Below are 20129 nucleotides of genomic sequence, written 5' to 3' on the forward strand. Positions count from 1 at the left end.
TTAGCCAGCGCAGACGGGCGATTCTGGAGGTGCGTGGCCGGAAAAGGCTCCGTCTACGCACTGGCATGTTCACACATTCTGACGCGGCAGACTGACCGAGAACGTACTGCCCAATCCTTTGCCAGCGCTTTTTGCTGTAACCGTACCGCCATGTAACTCGACAATGCTTTTAACGAGGGTAAGGCCAATGCCCAGGCCGCCATTTCTACCCTCTGTGGAACGTTCGGCTTGCACATACAGATCGAACAGCTTTGGCAACAGATCGGGGTCGATACCGTCCCCATCGTCCGTAATCTGGAAAGTCACCGTCTTGTCAGTCATCAGAAGCGTCACCGAAATCTGTCCGCCGTCCGGGGTATAGCGCACCGCGTTGCCGATCAGGTTGGTACCGACTTGAACCAGTCTCGTCGCATCCCCGGATACCAGGCACGCCTCATCAGGGAATGACAGCAGAAACTCATGTGATTTGGCGTTGATCACCGGTCCCAACTGTTCTACTGCGGTTTGCGTGATGGTTCGCATGTCGACTATCTTCTTATCGATGGCGACCAGTCCGCGTGTGACCCTCGATACATCAAGCAAATCTTCTACAAGGCGACTCATGTGCCCTACCTGACGCGAAACAACTTGCCCAAGCTGAACAACGCGTTCTGTAGGCAGGGGCGCGGATTCCAGTACTTCAGCTGCCAGGCTAGCCGCTGCTAGCGGGTTCCTCAATTCGTGCGCAAGAATAGCGAGGAACTCGTCCTTGCGCACATCCGCTTGCTGTAGTTGTACTGCTTTTTCTTCGAGGTCGGCATTGAGTCCAGCGACCGCCTGGTTCGTGACACGCAGTTGGTGTGTCAGTACCAATAGCTCCTCCTGATTTGCCTTTAATGCGGACAGAGCCTGAAGCAACTCCATATTCTGGTGCTGCACTTCTGCCAGTGCTACATTGTCTTGCAATACACCCAGTTGCGCGCCGAACGTACCGATCATTGCTGGCGTAAGAATCGGGACGCCTGGAGGCAGCGCTCGCTTGAGTACCAAAGTGGTTCCCTGGTTCTTAGCCGTCGTAATCTCCACATGGTCCATCAAGCGCCGGGCACCTAGAATCCCAAGTCCCATTCCTGTCCTGGACTTGTATCGTCCCTCAAGGATGGCGTCCAGATTCTCTATCCCCGGTCCCTTGTCCTCGACGCGTATCACAAGGTCCTGCGCAGTGGCCACTTTGGAGACGGCAAACTCTATCTTTCCTGGAGCAGCGTAGTTATAGATGTTACGCGCCAGCTCGGAGACCACCGTTGAGATGCGCACTTGATCGTGTGGACTGAATCCACAAAGCGCAGTAACCTGCCGTGCGCGCTGGCGCGACACGAGAACGTCGAGTTCGGTTTTGACTGCGATAGTTATAATGCGTAAGTCCACGTCAGCTTATCCCTTTTTTAGCGGCACAGCTTGGTTTCCAAGGCAAGCCGGTACGTCGATCTCCAGGTAACAATTAACTCACTGCTCGCTATGAGCACGAGCGAATTTAACTAATTGCTGAAATGAAAATGCATCCGTCAGTATCCAATCAGGAACCAAAGAAGTGATTGAAGCACGGAAGCTAACGTTGAAGTCATCTCTCGAGCTTCGCAACATCCAGTGATGAACTACCGCGCCCTTGCCTTACGCACGACCAATACGGTGACATCGTCGCGCCGACGCACGAAGTCACGATAGAGAATTGCGGCAATCACCGCAGGATGACGGGTATACAAGCCGGGATAATTGGCAACATTCCAGCGCGTGCCAAGGCCGTCAGAATGCATGATGAGAATCGATTCCGGCATCCAGGGGAAAGTGAATTCCTGTAGCTTGCGTATATTGTTGCCGACGATTCCATTGTGCGACACCATATGCCTGCTAACGTCGCCATCCATGATGCATGCTTCTATGTTCCCAACTCCACAGTATCGCAGGTGTTCACCTGCATTGGAAATCTGGGCAATAGCTACCGCCGCGCCGCGCGTTCCAGCCAAGGCGTCATGTGCCTGGCTAAGGATAGATGCAGGATATGCATCAGCGGACTGCAGAAGGACGTCGACTGCGGCGCGCGACGCCCGTGCAGCCTCCGAGCCATGCCCTAGGCCATCAGCGACCATGACGGTAAGTGAATTGGTCATGCTCACAGAGGCCCAATCGTCCCCGGATTCTTCTTCGCTTGCTATAGGGAGGCAAACAACACCAATATCCCATTCCGATTGCAACTTCGTGCTTGTAACCGCCCAGAGCTGCATCCACAGTACGGTGCCCGATCCGGGTACGCTATAGAGGTCAAATTCATCAGCTAACCGGCTAATGGCACCCAGCCCAACGCCATATGTTCCTGTAGTTGATACACCGTCCTGCATGCTTGACTTCAAATTTTCAATGCCCGGCCCCGAATCAACTGCAATCACTTCTATCCCGTAATCGGCGTTCTCCGATATCGTTCTCAGCATGATTTCGCCACGCACAGCGTGCTTGACGACGTTCGTGGCGGCTTCCGTAATGATAAGTGCAAGCTTACCTGCTCTGGTTTCGTCAAACCCCAACTGGCGCGCAAGATCCACCCCTGCTCGTCTTGCCGCAGCGATTTCTCCTAGCTCGCCCACCTGAAATACAGCCTGTCGGCGTGAAATTTTCAGAAAGCCTTCCACTTGACGATTTTGACCTTGGTACCTTTGCCTGGCGCAGTATCAAGCTCAAATTCGTCGGAGAGCCGTTTGGCACCGCTGAGCCCTAATCCCAGGCCTCCGCCGGTGGTATATCCGTCTGTAAGGGCGAGACCGATGTTGGGAATGCCCGGCCCTTCATCATGGAAACGCATACAAACGCCGCGACGATCGCCGTGGAACACTTTTGATAAATGCGCTTCGCCGCCACCGCCATAACGCAATGTGTTGCGCGCCAGTTCGCTTGCTGCTGTAATCATCTTCGTCTGGTCGAGCGTACCAAAGCCGACAGAGACAAGATATTCGCGTGCCGCCTTACGAAGCCGTACGACGTCTTCATCGGTCCGTAGCGGCATCGCGATAACATCCGTGCCGGACGAGTTGCTCGACGTGAGAGCATGTTGCTGCATGTGGAGTATTCCTATAACCGTCGAACGTGAATCGAAGAGAACCGAGAACGGTTTCAGTTCAATGGGCGTTGCAACAAAAGCATGCCTTGCTCGACATTTAGTGCGGTCTGGACGCCAACGAGCGTCATGCCCAATTCTACGAGCGTAATAGCCACTGCAGGTTGCATACCGACGAGCACAGTCCGTGCATCAAGAATCCGCGCCATTGACGCTGTATTACTGATCATGCGGCCGATAAACGAGTCGACGATGTCCAGCGCTGATATGTCAATTAACACTCCTTGCGCACCATCCTTCACTATCCTCGTGGTGAGGTCGTCCTGCAAGGTAAGTGCCAGCTGGTCGTGCATGTCCACCTGAATTGTGACAAGCAACAGCTTGCCTAGTTTAAGAATAGGGATACGTTCCATGCAAGATTCACTTTCCGTGATGCGCATGGCTTATTGACGACCCGGTGCGCTGCAATGCGACAATAAATGCATCGGCAAGGGTCGCCTTTGTTGTGACATCTTCAAGATTCACTCCCAGATGCACGATGGTCTGGGCGATTTGCGGGCGAATTCCACTGATGATACAGTCAGCGCCCATCAAGCGAGCCGCAGCAACGGTTTTGAGAAGGTGTTGCGCAACCAGTGTATCCACCGTTGGTACGCCGGTAATATCAATGATTGCGATTGCCGCGCCCGTATCCACGATCTTCTGAAGCAGGTTCTCCATCACGACTTGCGTACGTGCGCTGTCGAGTGTGCCGATCAAGGGCAGCGCCAAGACGTTTTGCCAAAGCTGGACCACAGGCGTGGATAATTCAAGCAACTCTTGTTGTTGACGCTGGATTACAAGTTCACGGGTCTTCTGATAAACCTCAATTGTGAACAGACCGAGTTTGTCAAACAGAGCACTTGTCGCTACTGTCTGCTCCGCCAATTTATGCGCGTCATTCCCCAAGGCGACACGCAGATGTCCGAATAGTGGTTCCTTGAGCGAAAACATGAACATTGCCGTCTCGATGGAACTGAACCCCTGACGTACGCGTGCCTGACAGATCTCTGTCAGCAGATGACGCGCCTCAGCCCAGTTTGCCGCTTCGATATCTTGAATCTGCCCGTTCTTTGTGGTTTCAGCAAGAAGCGGAAGAAAACGGCTTGCTTGCTGACGAATCGCTTCCTCTGCCGATCTGTCACGACGTACCAGATGCGATAGCATTCCGGCAATCCACCTTTCGAGCAGGGAATCGTGATGGTCAATGATGATACTGGCCAACTGGCCGCTCGTTTCGGTGCTCATGTGCTGGTTCCTGTGTTGCATGCGGTCCTGCGTCGCAGGGCATGGCAATGATGTGAATGGGGGTGAGGAAGAGGTGGCCGACCCCCTGGGATCAATTTCACGATTCAGGAGATGGGGACATGAGGTGCCTAGCATTGTAACAGAGGCCGTAGGCTACGCCTTTTTAATTCATTTCGTCGCTACCTGTTACGACAGATCAGTTCAGGAATAATCTGGCTTCGCGGATTCTGGCCTCGCGGATCTCACATGAACCCTATAACAATCGTTGGTGTATCGGCAAGGTCAATACCCTTGAAATCGTCCAACTCATGTAGCGCAAAGAAATGCGTTTCGCACGCCGTCATCCACGCAGCAGCACGAGGATCTTAGTCCGCTTTGCCACCTTCTTGTCATTGACCTGAAGCAGAATGCGACACTAACAGTCTGTCTATACGCTGACGGTCCATGTCGACCACCTCGAAGCGTAAGCCCTCCCATTCGAAATGCTCGGAAGCATGCGGAATATGGCCGAGCTGCGTCAGTACAAAGCCGGCGAGCGTGTGATACGTACCGGCAGCTTCTTCAGGAAAGCGTACATCAATGTTTAATAACTCCCTGAAACGGTCGAGCGAGACACCACCGTCGACGAGCCACGATCCGTCTTCGCGCTGTATTGCATCGGCTTCATGGCCGTCATCGTCAACAACGGACACGTCACCGACCAGTGCACCCATCACGTCGCTCAAGGTCACCATGCCGCCGATCTCGCCATATTCGTCGACAACCATCGCCAGCTCGGCACGATTCTTTTTCAAGGTTTCCAGGAGGGCCATTCCGCTGACTGATTCAGGCACGTAGAGGGGAGGTTTTATTGCATGCTCAATATCAACGCTGGAAATCGACTTCCCACGAATTGCCTGTTCAAACAGGTCCCCGGCGTGAACAATTCCGATGATTTTCGAACGGTCGCCCCGGCAAACCGGGAAGCGGCTAAAGGGACTGTCCGCAATCTTTCCGAGGTTTTGTTCGACAGGGTCATCCAAGTCAATGAATTCAAGGTCGGTACGTGGCGTCATGAGTGCGCCAAGACGCTGATCATCCAGGCGAAGAGCGCGCGTGACAATGTCATGTTCTGTCTTTTCGAAGACACCGGCATGCGTTCCTTCCTTGATTAGTCCGGTAATCTCTTCTTCCGTCATCGCTATTTCTTGGTGCTTGTGCAAGCCGAGCAGACGCATGATGGCCTCGGTCGCTACAGATAGTATCCTCACAAAGGGCGATACTATTCGCGATAACAATTGCATCGGCGTCGCAATCATTGTCGCGACGGTTTCCGGATATTGCATCGCGATTCGCTTCGGTACCAGTTCACCTAAGACAATCGACGCAAACGTAATTCCAATAACGACAATGCCCAGCGCAATTTCACGGGCATATTCTGCTAGCAGGGCGACGCTGGCGATCTGGGGCGTCAGACGCGCAACAAGGGAAGCCTCGCCGAATGCACCGTTAAAAATACCGATGAGGGTGATACCGACTTGAACGGTAGAGAGAAAACGGCTTGGGTTATCAGCGAGCTGGAGTGCCGCTTTTGCCCCACGGCTTCCGTTTTCGGAGAGCTTTTCGAGCCGCATTCTTTTGGAAGAAACAACAGCCAGCTCAGACATGGCAAAAATGCCATTTAATATAATCAAACCCAGGATAATTAATATATCCACTACGACAGAACAACACGGTTTCCCGTCGGTTCTTGTTATTGAAGGATTGGTATTGTATATCGATTCATGGCAAAAACTGACAGTATGCCGATCGGCAGGCCTGGCTTAATGGTCGATCAGGCTGGGTTATCAAGTTGCCTTATTTGCGAAACTGCAAAATAAGGAACAACGGAATACACCAAACTAACCGTAGATATTGCGGTCCCAAGAGTGGGTAAACGTTTTAAGAAGGATACGGCGTCCATTTTGGGTAGATGCCCATTCTCGCGGTCGAATGTCGAAGGAACGTATCACCAATACCGTACAGTGCCCCGATTAAACAACACTACGTAAGCCGTATCGGTACAGCCCCGTATAATGCACAGAGTACTGGTTAACCGTACTCCGGCACGACGAGTATTATATGCATCCCTTCGAGACTATCTATCACATGCCTCGCAAACGATGGAAGCGCATGTGTGACCCGTGCAGCGATTTCAAAATGAGCTTACTAAAACAGTCAAATCCCAAAAATAATGGAACCTTTAACTACTAAAATCCAGGACGTCGTTGACAAACTGCCGCCCGAAGGCGTGACTCTTCGGGAGATTGTAGGTCTGGTGGGCCAGGATGGCCTCATGATTTTAATTGCATTCCTGTCACTGATTTTTATCATTCCGGTTTCCATTCCAGGCGTAAGTACCGTATTTGGCGCCGCAATCTTAATGATTGCGATAAGTCGGCTTTTTAATCGCGATTTATGGTTACCTGCGTCATTTCAAAACCGTATTATTTCGACTGAAAAGTTGCTACCGGTGTTTCGTAAAGCACTCACATGGCTGCATCGTCTCGAGACGGTGAGTCGACCACACCGAATGAAATACTTGGCTTCAAATGGATTGATGGAATTGCTGAATAATCTTTCTTTGATACTGGGTGCAATACTTCTTATGGCGCCGTTCGGCCTGATTCCATTGAGTAATACGTTACCGGCTCTGGCCCTTCTCTTTTTTGCGGTAGGGATTGTGCAGCGTGATGGGGTGTGTATTCTATTAGGCCATGCCGCTAACGTATGTACCATCATCTATTTTTCTATTCTTATAGGCGGCGGTGGCTTGGCTCTTCGGCAGGCTTGGCTCCATTACTTTGGATAGGAAGCCTTTAGAGGTTTTCCGGTTGCATATCGTCAATAACAACTGGCATCGGAAAAATACAATGAGAGTTTTCCATTCCAACTTCGCGACTATCATTGGAAGGGCGGGATAGCCGCAGTACACGCCTGAAGTGCAGTCGAAACGGACAACCTCTTATAGTCGGACCTGCAAACCGGGCAGTCATGTTAAAGGTCGCCGCAGAGTAAAGCGCTCGGCTCGATTGGGTTCAATTTCGTCCATCAAACCTTACTTGCTGCGACCGCACTGTTTTCGCTAGAGCGGATTTCATATTGATGTGTGGAGAAGCGGCTCGTTTTGGCGTGCAGGGCAAGGCGCGCGAAGCGCTGTGTGGCGGGCCACACAAGCGACAAGCAACGCTGCCCTGCGCGTCAAGGCGGGCCGAGGCGACAGCTCACTAAAATGAAATCCCTCTAGGTGCTTGTCTTGAAAACGCCGACCGCTGCAGCCAACTGGCTCGCCCTTTCCTCCATTGTTGAAGCTGCGGTAGCAGCCTCGCTGACGAGCGCTGCGTTTTCCTGTGTTGCCTTGTCCATCTGGGTAACTGCCTTGTTAACGCCTTCGATTCCTGCACGCTGTTCTTCGCTGGCAGCAAGGATCTCCGACATCATGTCAGTGATCTTTTGCACACTGCTGACCACCTCTTCCATCGTAGCCCCGGCCTGATTTACAAGTTCGCTTCCCACGTCGACCTTGGCAACTGAATCGCCGATGAGGTCCTTGATCTCTTTGGCAGCTGAAGCCGAGCGTTGCGCCAAATTCCTCACTTCGGCTGCCACTACTGCAAACCCGCGACCCTGTTCGCCCGCCCTGGCAGCCTCAACTGCGGCATTCAACGCCAGGATGTTGGTCTGAAAGGCAATCCCATCGATAACACTAATGATGTCGACAATTTTGCGCGAGCTTTCCTTAATGGAGGTCATGGTCTCGACCACCTCACCCACGACTGCGCCGCCACGCAGTGCTACTGAGGACGCCGATTGCACAAGCTGATTGGCCTGCTGCGCGTTTTCCGCATTTTGATGCACCGTGGCCGTCAATTCTTCCATGGCGGACGCCGTTTCTTCCAGTGAGCCTGCCTGGGACTCCGTTCGTGCGGACAGATCGATGTTGTCCGCCGCGAGCTGCTGCGAAGCGCTACCAATGATTTCAGTGGTGCTCCGCACGTTCGCGATAATGCTATTGAGACTTGCATTCATTTTGCCCAGCGCACTGAATAATTCGCCAATCTCGTCCACGTGATTGTCATCAACACGCGACGTTAAGTTGCCACTGGCGACCGTCTTGGCAAGCGTGACGGCATCGTTTAGCGGCCCTGTAATGCTTCGAGTAATGCGCCAGGAAATCACAGCACCCAAGGCAACCGCCATCACGGTCAGGCCAAGCAGAATCGCCATGAGCATCTCGTCGGAGCCTTCGGAATCTATGATCACTCTTCTTTCGGCCGCCTGTTCCATCTTGAGTAATTTATCGATTTCGCCAACCGATTTCAGATTCATTGGATCAATGTATTTGGTGATCACCGACGCCGCGCCTTCAGAATTCATATTCTGTGCTTGAACGATGGCCACCTTGTACTGCGGCGCGATACTTTCTTCAATCTTGTCCAACTCGGCGATGATAGTTTTTTCCGCATCGGACAAAGGCATGCCAAGGAGTCGTTTACGTGCTTCTGCATACAACCGGTTTTGTTCATCCACCTTGGCCTTCTGCAAGTCGACTGTCGATATATCAAGCATGTTGCGCATCGCTACACCACCTTGAAGCAATGCACTTTTCATATCTGAAACCAGCTCGCCTTTAAGGTTGGCAAGCTCCAGGCCGTCTTTTAACGCACGTTTGTTCTGGCTGACGAGAGCCGTGCTGATTGCTACGACCAGAATCAACAGTGCAAGGACCAGAGCAAACCCTCCAGCCAGGCGTGTTCCTATACGCATAGAGCGCAAATTCATTCATTTCCCCTGTTGCTTACAACCACACTCTGCCTGCTTTTATTCTGGCAGCGACCCATGCCGCGTCCCTAGTTTTCTTTGCGATCCGTCAGCGCAGCTATCTTAGCTTGTTGACGTAAGGAAAGGTAGTGTGTGTCAGGCTTCAGCGCTTCGCCTTGTAAGCCAGCGCTCCTTGGGGCCTTGCATTTTTAACTATATAAACTCGCCTGATCTGCTACATCTAAGCTGGTAATGCAAGTCATCGACATGGCTGGAGCGCCGGTGTGTGCCCACCCGGCCGAACCAATGGGCGGGCCAATGGTTACAGCGGTACGCCGCTGCGGTCGGCCAGCCAGGCCGGCGGCTCTTGCAATGCGACCGGACGCAGGAAGCGATGCATCGCCATCAAGCCGACCGAAGTGGTCTGTGGCTGGGTAGAAGATGGGAACGGCCCACCATGATGTTGTGCACGTGCAACTGCAACCCCGGTCGGTACGCCGGAAAACAATACGCGGCCGGCAATCCTGATCGCTGCGCGCACGACGCTTTGCGTATCCGCGTCGTTCTTGTCCGCCCCCCAAACAGTGACGGTCAAGCTGCCGCCCACGGCGGAGAGCACCTGGAGCAATTGCGCGGTCGACTTCACTCGCACGACGACGCAGGACGGACCGAAGATTTCTTCCCGCAGTTCGTGGTCCCGCAGGAAGGCTTCCGTATCCAGCGACACCAGGTTGGGCACCGGATGACGGTCCGCACTCTGTTCGCCCGTAGTCACGCGTTTCGACGCGGCATGCCGGTTCAGACGTGCAACGCCGTCGTCAAAAGCATTCCGGATGCCAGGCGACAGCATGGCGTGGGTGTTCTGGCTATCCATTGCTGCGGCAAGTTGGTTGACGAACGCATCGGTGACTGCATTGTCGTAGGCGATCAGAATGCCCGGGCTGGTGCAGAACTGGCCGCAACCCTGCGCGATCGATGCTGCGAGATTCTTCGCGAGTTCTGCGCCCTGTTTTTCAAGCGCTGCCGGCAAGGCAATGATGGGATTGGTCGAGCCCAGTTCGCCGTAGAAAGGAATCGGCTTGGGACGCGCGTTGATTTCCTTCTGCAGCGCCATGCCGCCGATAAAGGAACCGGTAAATGCAACTGCTGCGATGTCCTGATGGCGCACGAGATATACCCCTACCTCGCGCGATGCGCCGCTTACCATCGACAGCACACCAGCCGGTGCGCCGGCACGCTGCGCCGCGACCTGGGCCAGTTCGAACACGGCATTCGACAGACGTGGATGTGCGGGATGTGCCTTGATTACAACTGGACAGCCTGCGGCAAGAGCTGATGCGGTATCGCCGCCGAGAACCGAAAAGGCGAAAGGAAAATTACTGGCTGAGAACATTGCGACTGGTCCGAGCGGCACATTGACCCGCATCAGGCGCGGGTGCCCGGCCGGCGGTCCGCCGGGCACTGCGGCATCGTCAATCACAACAAACGCCGCGCCGTTGTCGACCGCGTCCGCAAAGCTGCGCAGCTGGAACGCGGTGCGATCAAGTTCACCATTCAGGCGTGCGGTGCCGAGAAAACTTTCCTCATTGGCGATCGCGACCAGGCGCTCACGATCGGCTTCGAGTGCAGATGCGAGTTCGCGCAGCAATGGACTGCGTCCGGCGGCGCGAGTACTCGCCCATTGATCGTTGGCTTCGACGGCGGAACGTACGGCCGCGTCAATCTGCGCAGGTGTCGATTCCTGCAGTGTCAGGGAGGAATTCTGTGTCATGGTCATCCTGCTGATGAATACGTACGAATGGTGCGTCCCGGACGGGCCGGGACGCAATTGAACAACCTTGATGTCGTGTGATACCGGTGCTACGGCACGGCACACCTGCTGCATCCTTCAACGCACCATGCAAGGCTTTTTGTTGTCGAACTTCCAGTTTGGAATCAGGTATTGCATCGCGATTGCATCATCGCGCGCGCCCAGCCCTTTTGCCTTGTAAAGCTGATGTGCCCTCTCAAGCTGGTCCATGTCGAGTTCGATACCCAGACCCGGCTGCTTCGGCACGTCTACCATGCCGCCTACAATTTGCAGCGGCTCGCGCGTCAGATGCTGGCCATCCTGCCAGATCCAGTGCGTATCGATCGCGGTGATCTTGCCTGGTGCTGCCGCTGCCACGTGAGTGAACATTGCCAGCGAAATGTCGAAGTGATTGTTCGAATGCGAACCCCAGGTAAGGCCCCATTCATTGCACATTTGTGCCACCCGTACTGAACCCTGCATGGTCCAGAAATGCGGGTCGGCCAGCGGAATGTCAACCGATTGCAGCTGGATGGAATGTCCCATTTCGCGCCAGTCTGTAGCAACCATATTGGTCGCGGTTGGCAGGCCGGTCGCACGACGGAATTCCGCCATCACTTCGCGTCCGGAAAATCCGTTTTCAGCGCCACAGGGATCTTCCGCATAGGCAAGCACCTTGTGCTTGTCCCGGCAAAGACGAATCGCATCCTTGAGCAGCCAGCCACCATTCGGGTCCAGCGTGACGCGGGCATCCGGGAAACGTTCGGCCAGTGCGGTGACAGCCTCCATCTCGTCTTCGCCGCGCAGGACGCCGCCCTTGAGCTTGAAGTCGTTGAAACCGTAACGGTCGTACGCTGCCACGGCCAGGCGCACGACTGCGTCCGGCGTCATTGCCTTTTCATGGCGCAGGCGAAACCAGTCGTTGTCTGCATTGGGATCGCTGTCGTATTCGAGGTCAGTTACCCTGCGGTCACCGACATAGAACAGATAGCCGAGCATCTCGACCTTGTCGCGCTGCTGACCTTCGCCGAGCAGTGCGGCAACCGGCACACCGAGGTGCTTGCCGAGCAGGTCCAGCAGAGCGGCTTCAAGCGCCGTGACGACATGGATGGTAATGCGCAAGTCGAAGGTTTGCAATCCGCGGCCGCCGGCATCACGCTCGGCGAAAGCCTTGCGCACGGTGTTCAGGATGTTGTGGTAGTTGCCAATCGATTGGCCGACAACATAGGCGGCTGCGTCCTCGAGCGTCTGGCGGATGCGTTCACCGCCAGGCACTTCGCCGACGCCGGTATTACCGGCGCTGTCCGTGAGAATGACGATGTTGCGTGTGAAGTATGGACCGTGGGCGCCACTCAGGTTGAGCAGCATGCTGTCGCGGCCGGCAACCGGTACGACACGCAAGGCGGTGACGACGGGTGCGCCGCGCACGGCTTGCGAGGTGCTTGATGCAGACATGGTGTTATCCAGGGGAAAAAGTAGTGTAGGCCGGGCACGGTATACGGTCCCGGTCGAATCGGATTAGTCGAGCTGGATCTTGCCGACTTCGATCACGCGCTTCCAGCGTGCGAGTTCCTGTTGCTGAAATTTGGCGAACTCTTCAGGAGAATTGGCGACGATTTCAAAGCCCTGCTCGACCAGGCGGTTCTTCACTTCGGGATCGTTCAGCGCTCCGACAATCGCACCGTGCAACTTTGCCTTGACATCCTTCGGCAAGCCCTTCGGTGCAGCTGCAGCCTGCCACGAGTAGACATCGACATCTTTCACTCCGCCCTCTTCCAGCGTTGGCACCTGTGGCAGTACCGGAGCACGCTTGTCGCTCGTGATCGCCAGTGCTTTCAGCTTGCCGGTTTTAATGTGGCTCACCACGACATTAATATTCTGAAACGAAATATCGACGTGTCCGCCGATCAGATCGGTGATTGCCGGTGCGCCGCCCTTGTAAGGAACATGCAGGCCAGCGGTGCCGGTCTGCTGCCAGAACAAGGCCGCGGTCAGGTGGTCCGAGGAACCGGAACCGGAGGACGCAAACGTTACTTTGTTCGGATTCTTCTTCAGGTAAGCAATGAGTTCCTGCAGATTGTTTGCGGGAAAGCTGGGTGTAGCGACCAGGACGTTAGGCGCGCGCACTGCGACAGTCAGCAGATCAAAATCCTTGGCCGGGTCATAGGCCAGTTTCTTTTGAAGGAAGGGATTTACCGCATAGACGCCGATGGAAGCCATAAGGAAGGTATAACCATCCGGTGCGGCGTTCTTGACTAAGCCGGCACCGATGGCGCCAGTAGCCCCTGGCTTGTTTTCAACGACGACCGGTTGACCGAGTGTCTGGCCCATCTTGGGCCCGATCGCGCGGGTGATCGAGTCGGTGGAGCCCCCGGCGGGGAATGGCACGATAGCGGTGATCGGTTTTTCTGGATAACCGGCGGCCGATGTCGCGGCACTGAAAGTAAGGCCGATGAGCAAAACTGAAAGCAGCTTCTTCATGATGTCTCCTGGTGTCTGATCTGCAGTGTTTGACTAAGGGGTTATTGCGGTCCAAGCTTGGTTATCAGCGCACGCAGTTCTTCGACTTCCGCAGGTTTTAGATCAGAAAGGGGTGGACGAACGGGACCTGCGCTGTGGCCGATAATGGTTGCACCGGCCTTGACGATACTCACTGCATAACCCTGGCCGCGATTGCGCAGTTCCAGATAGGGCAGGAAGAATTCACGAATCAGACGGTTGGTGGTCTCGGTATCATCTGCGGCGTGTGCGTTGTAGAACTCGATCGCGGTCTTTGGAATGAAGTTGAAGACAGCGGAAGAATAGACTGGGCAGCCCATCGCCTTGTAGGCGCCGGCAAACACTTCCGCCGTCGGCAGACCGCCGAGGTAGGCGAAACGATCACCGAGTTGCTGGCGGATGGAAACCATCGCTTCGATGTCACCAACGCCATCCTTGAAACCTATCAGGTTCGGGCAACGGTCAGCCAGTTGCTGCAACGACTTCGGGGTCAGACGGCAGGCGCCGCGATTGTAGACAATGACGCCGAACTTGACGCTGCGGCAAACCGCTTCGACATGGGCGACGAGACCTTCCTGGCTGGCTTCCGTCAAATAATGCGGCAGCAGCAGCACGCCTTGTGCGCCAAGTCGCTCGGCTTCTTGTGCGTACTTGATGGCCAGCGAAGTGCCGCCGCCGGCACCAGCGATGATAGGCATGCGGCCACGGCAAGTTTCGATGGCGGTCTTGATGACAGCAGAATACTCGCCGGGCTCGAGCGAGAAAAATTCACCGGTGCCGCCAGCTGCGAACAGTGCGGATGCTCCATAGGGCATAAGCCATTCAAGACGCTCGACATAAGGGCCGGGATTGAACTGGAGGTTTGCATCGAAATCGGTCAGTGGGAAGGACAGGAGGCCGCTTTCGAGGACTCGTTTCAGTTCTTGAGGTTGCATGACTTACCTTTCTAAAGAAAATGATGGCGCGCTCTGTGTCTCGCTTAGCATCGCAAGCCGAATGGTACCGCTACCAATTTACGTTTACGGAAATGGTAGCGGTACCTAATCAGCTTGTCAATGCTCTTTAAGCAAACAAGATATAAATGCCGGACGGTATATATATGCGGCGTTCGACGAAGAAGGGAATGGCGAATTTGCGGAGGTCTTAATCCTGGGAATGCACATGGTAGCGTTATCATTATGATGATTAACCATGTGATTAACCACGTGCAAAGAAATTCTCCTGCACTCCCAGGAAGCTTGTAATCGCGACGAAAGGCGCTACTGAGCCCTTGCCATTCATTGCCGCGCCGAACGAACTGCCGCAGAAAAAAGTTGTGACTGACGGTTTATAGGCATGCGATGGAATAAGCTTGTCCCCTCCGCTGCGGACATTAATACTGCATTAAAAATGCTCGCACACTAGCTTAAAACACGGTTGAAAGCCCGTCTCGCGAGATGCGGGCAAACCGGCAGTCCAAGGCCACAGATCCGTATCAACAGCTGATTTCTGGAACTACGGATCTGGTCGCTACGCGAACTCATTTCGTCATCATGGTCGGGCCAGCCGTTGTCCGCATGGCAGCGAAGTTGCGATGAGATAGGTGCCGGTTTGCTTTAACGCCACTTAGTGGCGCGCAGTTTCACCTGGCTGTTGCCGAACACCTTGGGTTGGTTTGAATGCATTAGCCGCAGCCGCTGTGTCTCCAAAAGCTTCAAATCTGGAAACCTTGCCATCCTTGAAGGTAAAAACATGTACCCATGAATTATCGTACGTCTTTCCGGTTGCGCGAACGGTCGCCCTTGACATACCTACCACAGCCACCTTGTCTCCTTCGGCAATGAAGGTCTGCGACTCGAATTGCGTCATCTCGATGGACTGGCTCATGTTTGTAAGAACTTCATTTACTCCGTCCTTACCGCGAAATCCTCCCGAGAATGGCACGTACTCGGACTCAGCACTTGTCCATAGAACATCGTCGGCACAGAGATCCTGAATACCACGAATATCACCGTTCTTGAAGCACTGATATCCACGTATTACCGCCTGCTTATTCTGTTCGCTACTCATGACTGCCTCCTTCGCCTGAGCTTTGCCCCTTCTCCCAATTGGCCGTCAGTCTCCAACATAGGAGTCTGGTCCCGCTATCGCTTGTGCGGCATCAAGGGATAGATGTTTCGCTTACTGGCAGAAAGCGACATTTGAACATTGGCATCTGATTGCTGAAGGCCTTGGTTACCAATGTCGGTTCATTTCGCATGAATGGAAGCGGTTACCCGAAGTAACACGCTTCCGTCCTGCAGACTGTGTACTTCGTCCACGGCCGAGTTCGAAGAGATTCGCCTCCTGAAATCGAATGTTTCCCTTGCAGTTAGTTCAGATCGGATGATAAAAACCGTACGCCAGCGTGGGAAAGACTAAGAGAATTTCAAAGGTGATTTAAATGACGACGACAAGCCGCGTCGCCGCTGACAGTACGGGCGTACGGCCAGGAGACCTTGGCCGCCCCGCACGGCGCAGCGAGCGAGATTTTGACCGATGCTCTAAATAACCGACATGAATAAAATGCGCTATCTTCTCGCCCTGTATGCAGACCCATTAAAAAGTGTAGTTTTCAATGCGAGCGGGATGAACATTTGCCTTGCGCAGGAAACGCAGCTCAGTGTCAGGATCCTGTAAGTACAGTAGCTGTGCAGCCATCACATCATAGGTCGGGACGTCGCCTGTGGGTTGGACACACAAGCGGTGTCTGACCGTGCCGTTACGATGCAGGACATCAATGTTCGATATCGATCCGACATGAATACGATAGCGGTTACCGGTTCTGCCGCCGACCACATGAAAATGTCTGAACTCGCGAAACTCCTGACGTTGCGTCTGATTCAGTAATTTGAGCAAAAGAGTGAGGGATCGTCTCTTTGCGCGGCGGTCCTTCCGTAAAGCCTCCTGTCGCGCCAGCTCGCTATTGCGCTGCGCGACGTGAACCTGTTCAAAGATAGGTTCACAGAGGGCAGCTAACCACCTGCCATCGAAATGCTCGCTCTCCGCAATACCGTTGTACCCAGGCTCGTTCCTCTCCCTGACACGGATGTCCGCATTTCGGTTATCCGATGAACTGGAACCTGCAATGAATCGCCACAACGCATGCCATGTCCGGTTCAAGGAATGCATATCATCCGCCGACAATCTTTGGAACCATGACGACTTCCTCCATTGTCGAATCGAATTCGTTGAGCAAATGCTTCGGTTCATTTTTGGTCTTCGAGCCGAAACCCGAATAACCTTTAGCGATCAATTTGTCGAACGTTTCCTTTGCGATCGCTACTTCATCGAGCTGGTCTGTATTCCACTTTAGCTGCTTGTGACCTGAGCGGTCCATGACGCTCATTTCACCGACCAGCGATACGGGTGCCTTGTCCATCATTTACTCCTGATTGGGTGTAACGTGAACTCCCTGATCGTATAGGCGTTTTTCCGTGTACCAAAATTTGCATCCGCTAACAGAGCGGATACGCTTGCCGCGGCAGGGACTGACTTGCGCCATAAGTTGCGTTGCACCATAAATCGTCATCAGTACTGCCGCTATCTTGTAGGTTACTCCTGACTTAAGAGCACTAGGTTTGCTGCTTACAACGTTGTGATTTAGGTCAACAAACAGCTACTATCCATGGCCGCATAGTTGTTCCAGAACCAATTTGGCTGGTCAGTGCAATAATGCCACCCTTACTTTTAGTAGAGGCGTCTTATCGTCGGGCGGTAAGGCTGCGACTCCGGGCGTCGGCACAGCCAAGCTTCGCGATACGTAGTGATTTCGGATGCGCCCCCAACAGCGTCGAAGATCACGCAAAGGACGAAGAAAGGGGCAGGGAAATGAAAAGTTGAAAGCTGAAAGCCGAAGTCAACAAAAGTGACCTTCGGAATTAGCCGGTAATGGCCAGGAGCGGACCGCCCGCCGCAAATTTTGGCCGCACCCTGAATGCCGGATTAAGCGTATTTCCAATACTGGCTATATTCGACAGCCCGCTGGATGGCTACCCATATTAATATCTTCGACGATACCAAGGGCATTTATGAACACTTCCGAGCAACGTGGGTTAGATTGCGCTTCATCTCCCTCCCGTTGCCCAGCAAGTATTCTCGATGAGACCAAACAGCATTAGCGGCGTGCCACGTTTTGGATGGCAAGTAATATAGCGACCGCCTTTTCAATCACCTCGGCCTGACTTGCTGCACCCATGCTTTCCTTTAGATCATGGAGGCCTTGACGAGTCACTCTTGACACCGGAATGTTAATGAAGCCGTCGTTGTAGCCAGTTGGTTTAAGGTTTTCAGTGCGCATCGTGCGTTCTCCGATTAAGGTTAGATTGATCTCATTGTAACTGCTGACGTGACTTAGTGAATCGGCGCATGCGCTCGGGGCTGTCCGCATTGGTCAAACCCCATAAGTTACAACGATAGTTCTATCTCACTGCATGCAAGGAATTTCCTTTCAACACTCGCATGACCATGGCTAGTAGCGATGCTACGAATGTCTTATCCTGTTAGCCTACTCCCTAAGTTTACACGCTGCGAATGACTTAATAAGGATTTATGTGCTGTCTTGACCTCAAACCCTTGCGCGAACTAATTATGGTTCGCTTTAAGAAAAACCAAATGGCGTTTGACAGTAAGGGACCAATCACATCCCGGCAGGCAATCAGCCTCCGCGCATCAAATTGAAAGTAGTGATGTAAAGGATCCAGTGCAAGTCGGCTTCGCTAAGTCGCGGTACCTGAGAGTGATTCATACGTCGCAATGGAATGTGGTATGGCTGTGCTGCGCCTTGCATTATTGAATCCAAAGAAAGATCCTGGCAAACACAGGCCAGATGCATTTGGCAATCGTAAGACCGTAAGACTTCTGCGAATTTAATTTGACTTGGGGCATTTATCAAAATGCTGCTCGCCGCGTTGCTTGGGCCGCCGTTTCTCCTTCCCGTACGGTACGCTTTTACTTTCTCCGTCGGCGCGCCTTGCCATCGTCATGTTGATAGATGCTCTTATCCAAAGATAAATCGTCTGTCTCAATTTACCGAGCACCCTTGCAGGTAGCAAGGCGCATGGTGCGGTAGGCAGCGCGTTTGAGCGCACTATCGATGGCGTAACACATGTCTTCCTGAATCTCCTGAATAACCACTTCAGGGCGCCCAGGCATGGTCACCCAGATTTGGCATAGCTTATCTCGTCCGCCGCGCGGTTCATTGAGGTCACGTAGACGTACGACGATGCGCGCAACATGTTTGCGCGCACGGGCGAATATAAAATGTAGGCGCCGTTCGAAGTAGTCGCGTAGTGAAGGAGCGATAAAAAATTCTTGAGCAACCATTTGCACGTCCATGCGTATTCCTTAAATCGTCCAAAGACTGGCAAGAATTGTGAGCGCTTGGACAATATAAGAGAAGCCGAATAATATGGATCATGACTCTGTATAAACGGAAGAATTTCCCATCTTCAATAAAGCTCGGTAATAAAAAGACTGTAATAAAGCGGCACTAAGTTAAGCTAAATTTTGCGATGCAATGCTTTCATTCGGAATAGCAATGATGGCGTATCACTTTCAAGCAGGTGACTGCCGCCAGTGGTGTTTCGGCACCGGAAAGGGGTTCCTGGTTTGATATACATACAGTTTAGTCAGCGTATCGTTCTGTCGTATTCCGTTTCACCTGCAGCGTCGGCAACACGCCCTTCTATCATTTCGCGCCCCTTGAGGAAGCCCATATTCTCCGCAATGGCTCGCGTTGAATAAAAATGTCGGGATCCGACGTTGCTGTTGCAGCCTAATCCGAATCCGGTCCTGTGCCATGAGGCGTCACTTTGACCGTAAAATCCCATTGGGCGCCATGGCCGGGAATATCCGGGTTTTCAACTACGCGATGCTGAGCCCGAACGTGCACGTATGCGGATATCCCGAAGACGCGAGCTAAACAAGCGATTTATCTGACAAATAACAAGGGCGAGCTAACGCCTCTAGGTGGGACAACCCGAACGGATGCACCGATTTACGACGTCCGGGTCATTATGGCCTCTGGTCCCGACATCACCTGTTGGACACGGTAATTATTTAAGGCAGGAAAATAACGGGAAGGTCCGCATTGCTTCAATGCGGACCTTGTTGATCGCCTTACAGGCAAAGAGTGTTGTGATTAGCGATGAGCGCGAGCCTGATTACGCAGCCCCTTGACCTGATCATGGTTCTGCATCACGCCTTGGTATTGGCGCTCAACGACAGAACGCACCTCGATCGGCAAATCCTTCGCCAGCGCATTCTCATAGCTTCGTTTCGCCACATCCTCCCCACGTTCGCATTCATTGAGGATAGACTCGTCGTCCTTGCCCGTGATAGCAGATTTGATGTCCACCCAGCGGCGATGCAATGCACCACTCATGCTGGACGAAGTCTCAGGAGTGCCGCCGTATTCTTCGACGATATCCTGCAATTCAGCTGCGCTCGTAGCGCATCGATGCGCACGGTCGGTGAAATAGGATTTCAGCTCAGCGCTGGAAATACCTTCAGCGCAGGTACGAAAACCCTCTTCGCCATCCTTACAGGTTTCGATCAGATCATTCAATGTAGAAATCACTTCGCTGTTGTCCATGGTGGCTCCTTTTGTTATCGAGTATGAGTGCAAGCAGGATGCATTGCACAGCTATCCACAAGGATGCTTTGGCAAGT

General features: G+C 53.4%; 18 protein-coding genes. 1 reads left to right on the plus strand and 17 read right to left on the minus strand.

All coding sequences use genetic code 11. The features are described 5' to 3' along the window. Positions 1-69: 69 nt before the first annotated feature. The 6 genes from ACFQUU_RS12580 to ACFQUU_RS12605 all read right to left on the minus strand — a co-directional run bounded on the left by ACFQUU_RS12580 (position 70) and on the right by ACFQUU_RS12605 (position 6069). Complete coding sequence (locus tag ACFQUU_RS12580) at positions 70-1407, minus strand: ATP-binding protein (protein WP_382247538.1); 1338 nt, start codon at positions 1405-1407, stop codon at positions 70-72. 227 nt (positions 1408-1634) lie between these two features. Then, a complete protein-coding gene (locus ACFQUU_RS12585) occupies positions 1635-2663 on the minus strand; it encodes an ATP-binding protein (RefSeq protein ID WP_382247540.1) in 1029 nt (342 codons plus the stop codon). Beyond that, the gene (locus ACFQUU_RS12590; protein ID WP_382247542.1) at positions 2648-3088 is read right to left on the minus strand and encodes an ATP-binding protein; all 441 of its coding nucleotides are present in this window, start codon (positions 3086-3088) and stop codon (positions 2648-2650) included. The genes ACFQUU_RS12585 and ACFQUU_RS12590 overlap by 16 nt, the downstream gene beginning before the upstream one ends. A gap of 53 nt (positions 3089-3141) precedes the next feature. After that, on the minus strand, positions 3142-3498 hold the full coding sequence (locus ACFQUU_RS12595; protein ID WP_382247986.1) for an STAS domain-containing protein: 357 nt from the start codon (positions 3496-3498) through the stop codon (positions 3142-3144). Positions 3499-3505: 7 nt separating this feature from the next. Next, positions 3506-4372 (minus strand): STAS domain-containing protein, encoded by an 867-nt coding sequence (locus ACFQUU_RS12600; RefSeq protein WP_382247544.1) that lies wholly within the window; start codon positions 4370-4372, stop codon positions 3506-3508. A gap of 389 nt (positions 4373-4761) precedes the next feature. Next, positions 4762-6069, minus strand: a complete 1308-nt coding sequence (locus ACFQUU_RS12605) for a hemolysin family protein (protein ID WP_382247546.1) — start codon at positions 6067-6069, stop codon at positions 4762-4764. 515 nt (positions 6070-6584) lie between these two features. Between ACFQUU_RS12605 and ACFQUU_RS12610 the strand changes: the two genes are divergently transcribed. Beyond that, positions 6585-7202 carry an exopolysaccharide biosynthesis protein gene (locus tag ACFQUU_RS12610; protein WP_382247548.1) on the plus strand — a complete coding sequence of 206 codons (618 nt, stop codon included), beginning with the start codon at positions 6585-6587 and terminating at the stop codon, positions 7200-7202. A gap of 431 nt (positions 7203-7633) precedes the next feature. Here the strand turns inward: ACFQUU_RS12610 and ACFQUU_RS12615 are convergent, their stop codons facing one another. From ACFQUU_RS12615 to ACFQUU_RS12665, 11 genes are all read right to left on the minus strand, one after another. Beyond that, positions 7634-9172, minus strand: coding sequence for a methyl-accepting chemotaxis protein (locus ACFQUU_RS12615; RefSeq protein WP_382247550.1), 1539 nt, complete (start codon positions 9170-9172; stop codon positions 7634-7636). A 301-nt stretch (positions 9173-9473) separates the two neighbouring features. Then, a complete protein-coding gene (locus ACFQUU_RS12620; RefSeq protein ID WP_382247552.1) occupies positions 9474-10922 on the minus strand; it encodes an aldehyde dehydrogenase (NADP(+)) in 1449 nt (482 codons plus the stop codon). A gap of 117 nt (positions 10923-11039) precedes the next feature. Beyond that, positions 11040-12395 (minus strand): glucarate dehydratase, encoded by a 1356-nt coding sequence (gudD, locus tag ACFQUU_RS12625; protein WP_382247554.1) that lies wholly within the window; start codon positions 12393-12395, stop codon positions 11040-11042. A gap of 63 nt (positions 12396-12458) precedes the next feature. After that, positions 12459-13421 (minus strand): Bug family tripartite tricarboxylate transporter substrate binding protein, encoded by a 963-nt coding sequence (locus tag ACFQUU_RS12630; RefSeq protein WP_382247556.1) that lies wholly within the window; start codon positions 13419-13421, stop codon positions 12459-12461. Positions 13422-13462: 41 nt separating this feature from the next. Further along, entirely contained in the window at positions 13463-14374 is a 912-nt protein-coding gene (gene kdgD / locus ACFQUU_RS12635) for a 5-dehydro-4-deoxyglucarate dehydratase (protein ID WP_382247558.1), read from the minus strand. Positions 14375-15044: 670 nt separating this feature from the next. Continuing rightward, entirely contained in the window at positions 15045-15488 is a 444-nt protein-coding gene (locus ACFQUU_RS12640; protein ID WP_382247560.1) for a nuclear transport factor 2 family protein, read from the minus strand. Between the two features lie 528 nt (positions 15489-16016). Then, the gene (locus ACFQUU_RS12645; protein ID WP_382247562.1) at positions 16017-16589 is read right to left on the minus strand and encodes a hypothetical protein; all 573 of its coding nucleotides are present in this window, start codon (positions 16587-16589) and stop codon (positions 16017-16019) included. A 1-nt stretch (position 16590) separates the two neighbouring features. Next, positions 16591-16842, minus strand: coding sequence for a hypothetical protein (locus ACFQUU_RS12650; protein ID WP_382247564.1), 252 nt, complete (start codon positions 16840-16842; stop codon positions 16591-16593). Positions 16843-17574: 732 nt separating this feature from the next. Beyond that, positions 17575-17757, minus strand: a complete 183-nt coding sequence (locus ACFQUU_RS12655) for a hypothetical protein (protein WP_382247566.1) — start codon at positions 17755-17757, stop codon at positions 17575-17577. A gap of 728 nt (positions 17758-18485) precedes the next feature. Next, complete coding sequence (locus ACFQUU_RS12660; RefSeq protein WP_382247568.1) at positions 18486-18794, minus strand: HPF/RaiA family ribosome-associated protein; 309 nt, start codon at positions 18792-18794, stop codon at positions 18486-18488. 805 nt (positions 18795-19599) lie between these two features. Continuing rightward, complete coding sequence (locus tag ACFQUU_RS12665; RefSeq protein WP_382247570.1) at positions 19600-20052, minus strand: PA2169 family four-helix-bundle protein; 453 nt, start codon at positions 20050-20052, stop codon at positions 19600-19602. Positions 20053-20129: the final 77 nt, after the last annotated feature.

Origin of the sequence: Herbaspirillum sp. GCM10030257 (assembly GCF_042666555.1) — a bacterium.
In the GTDB taxonomy this organism is placed as follows: Bacteria; Pseudomonadota; Gammaproteobacteria; order Burkholderiales; family Burkholderiaceae_D; genus Noviherbaspirillum.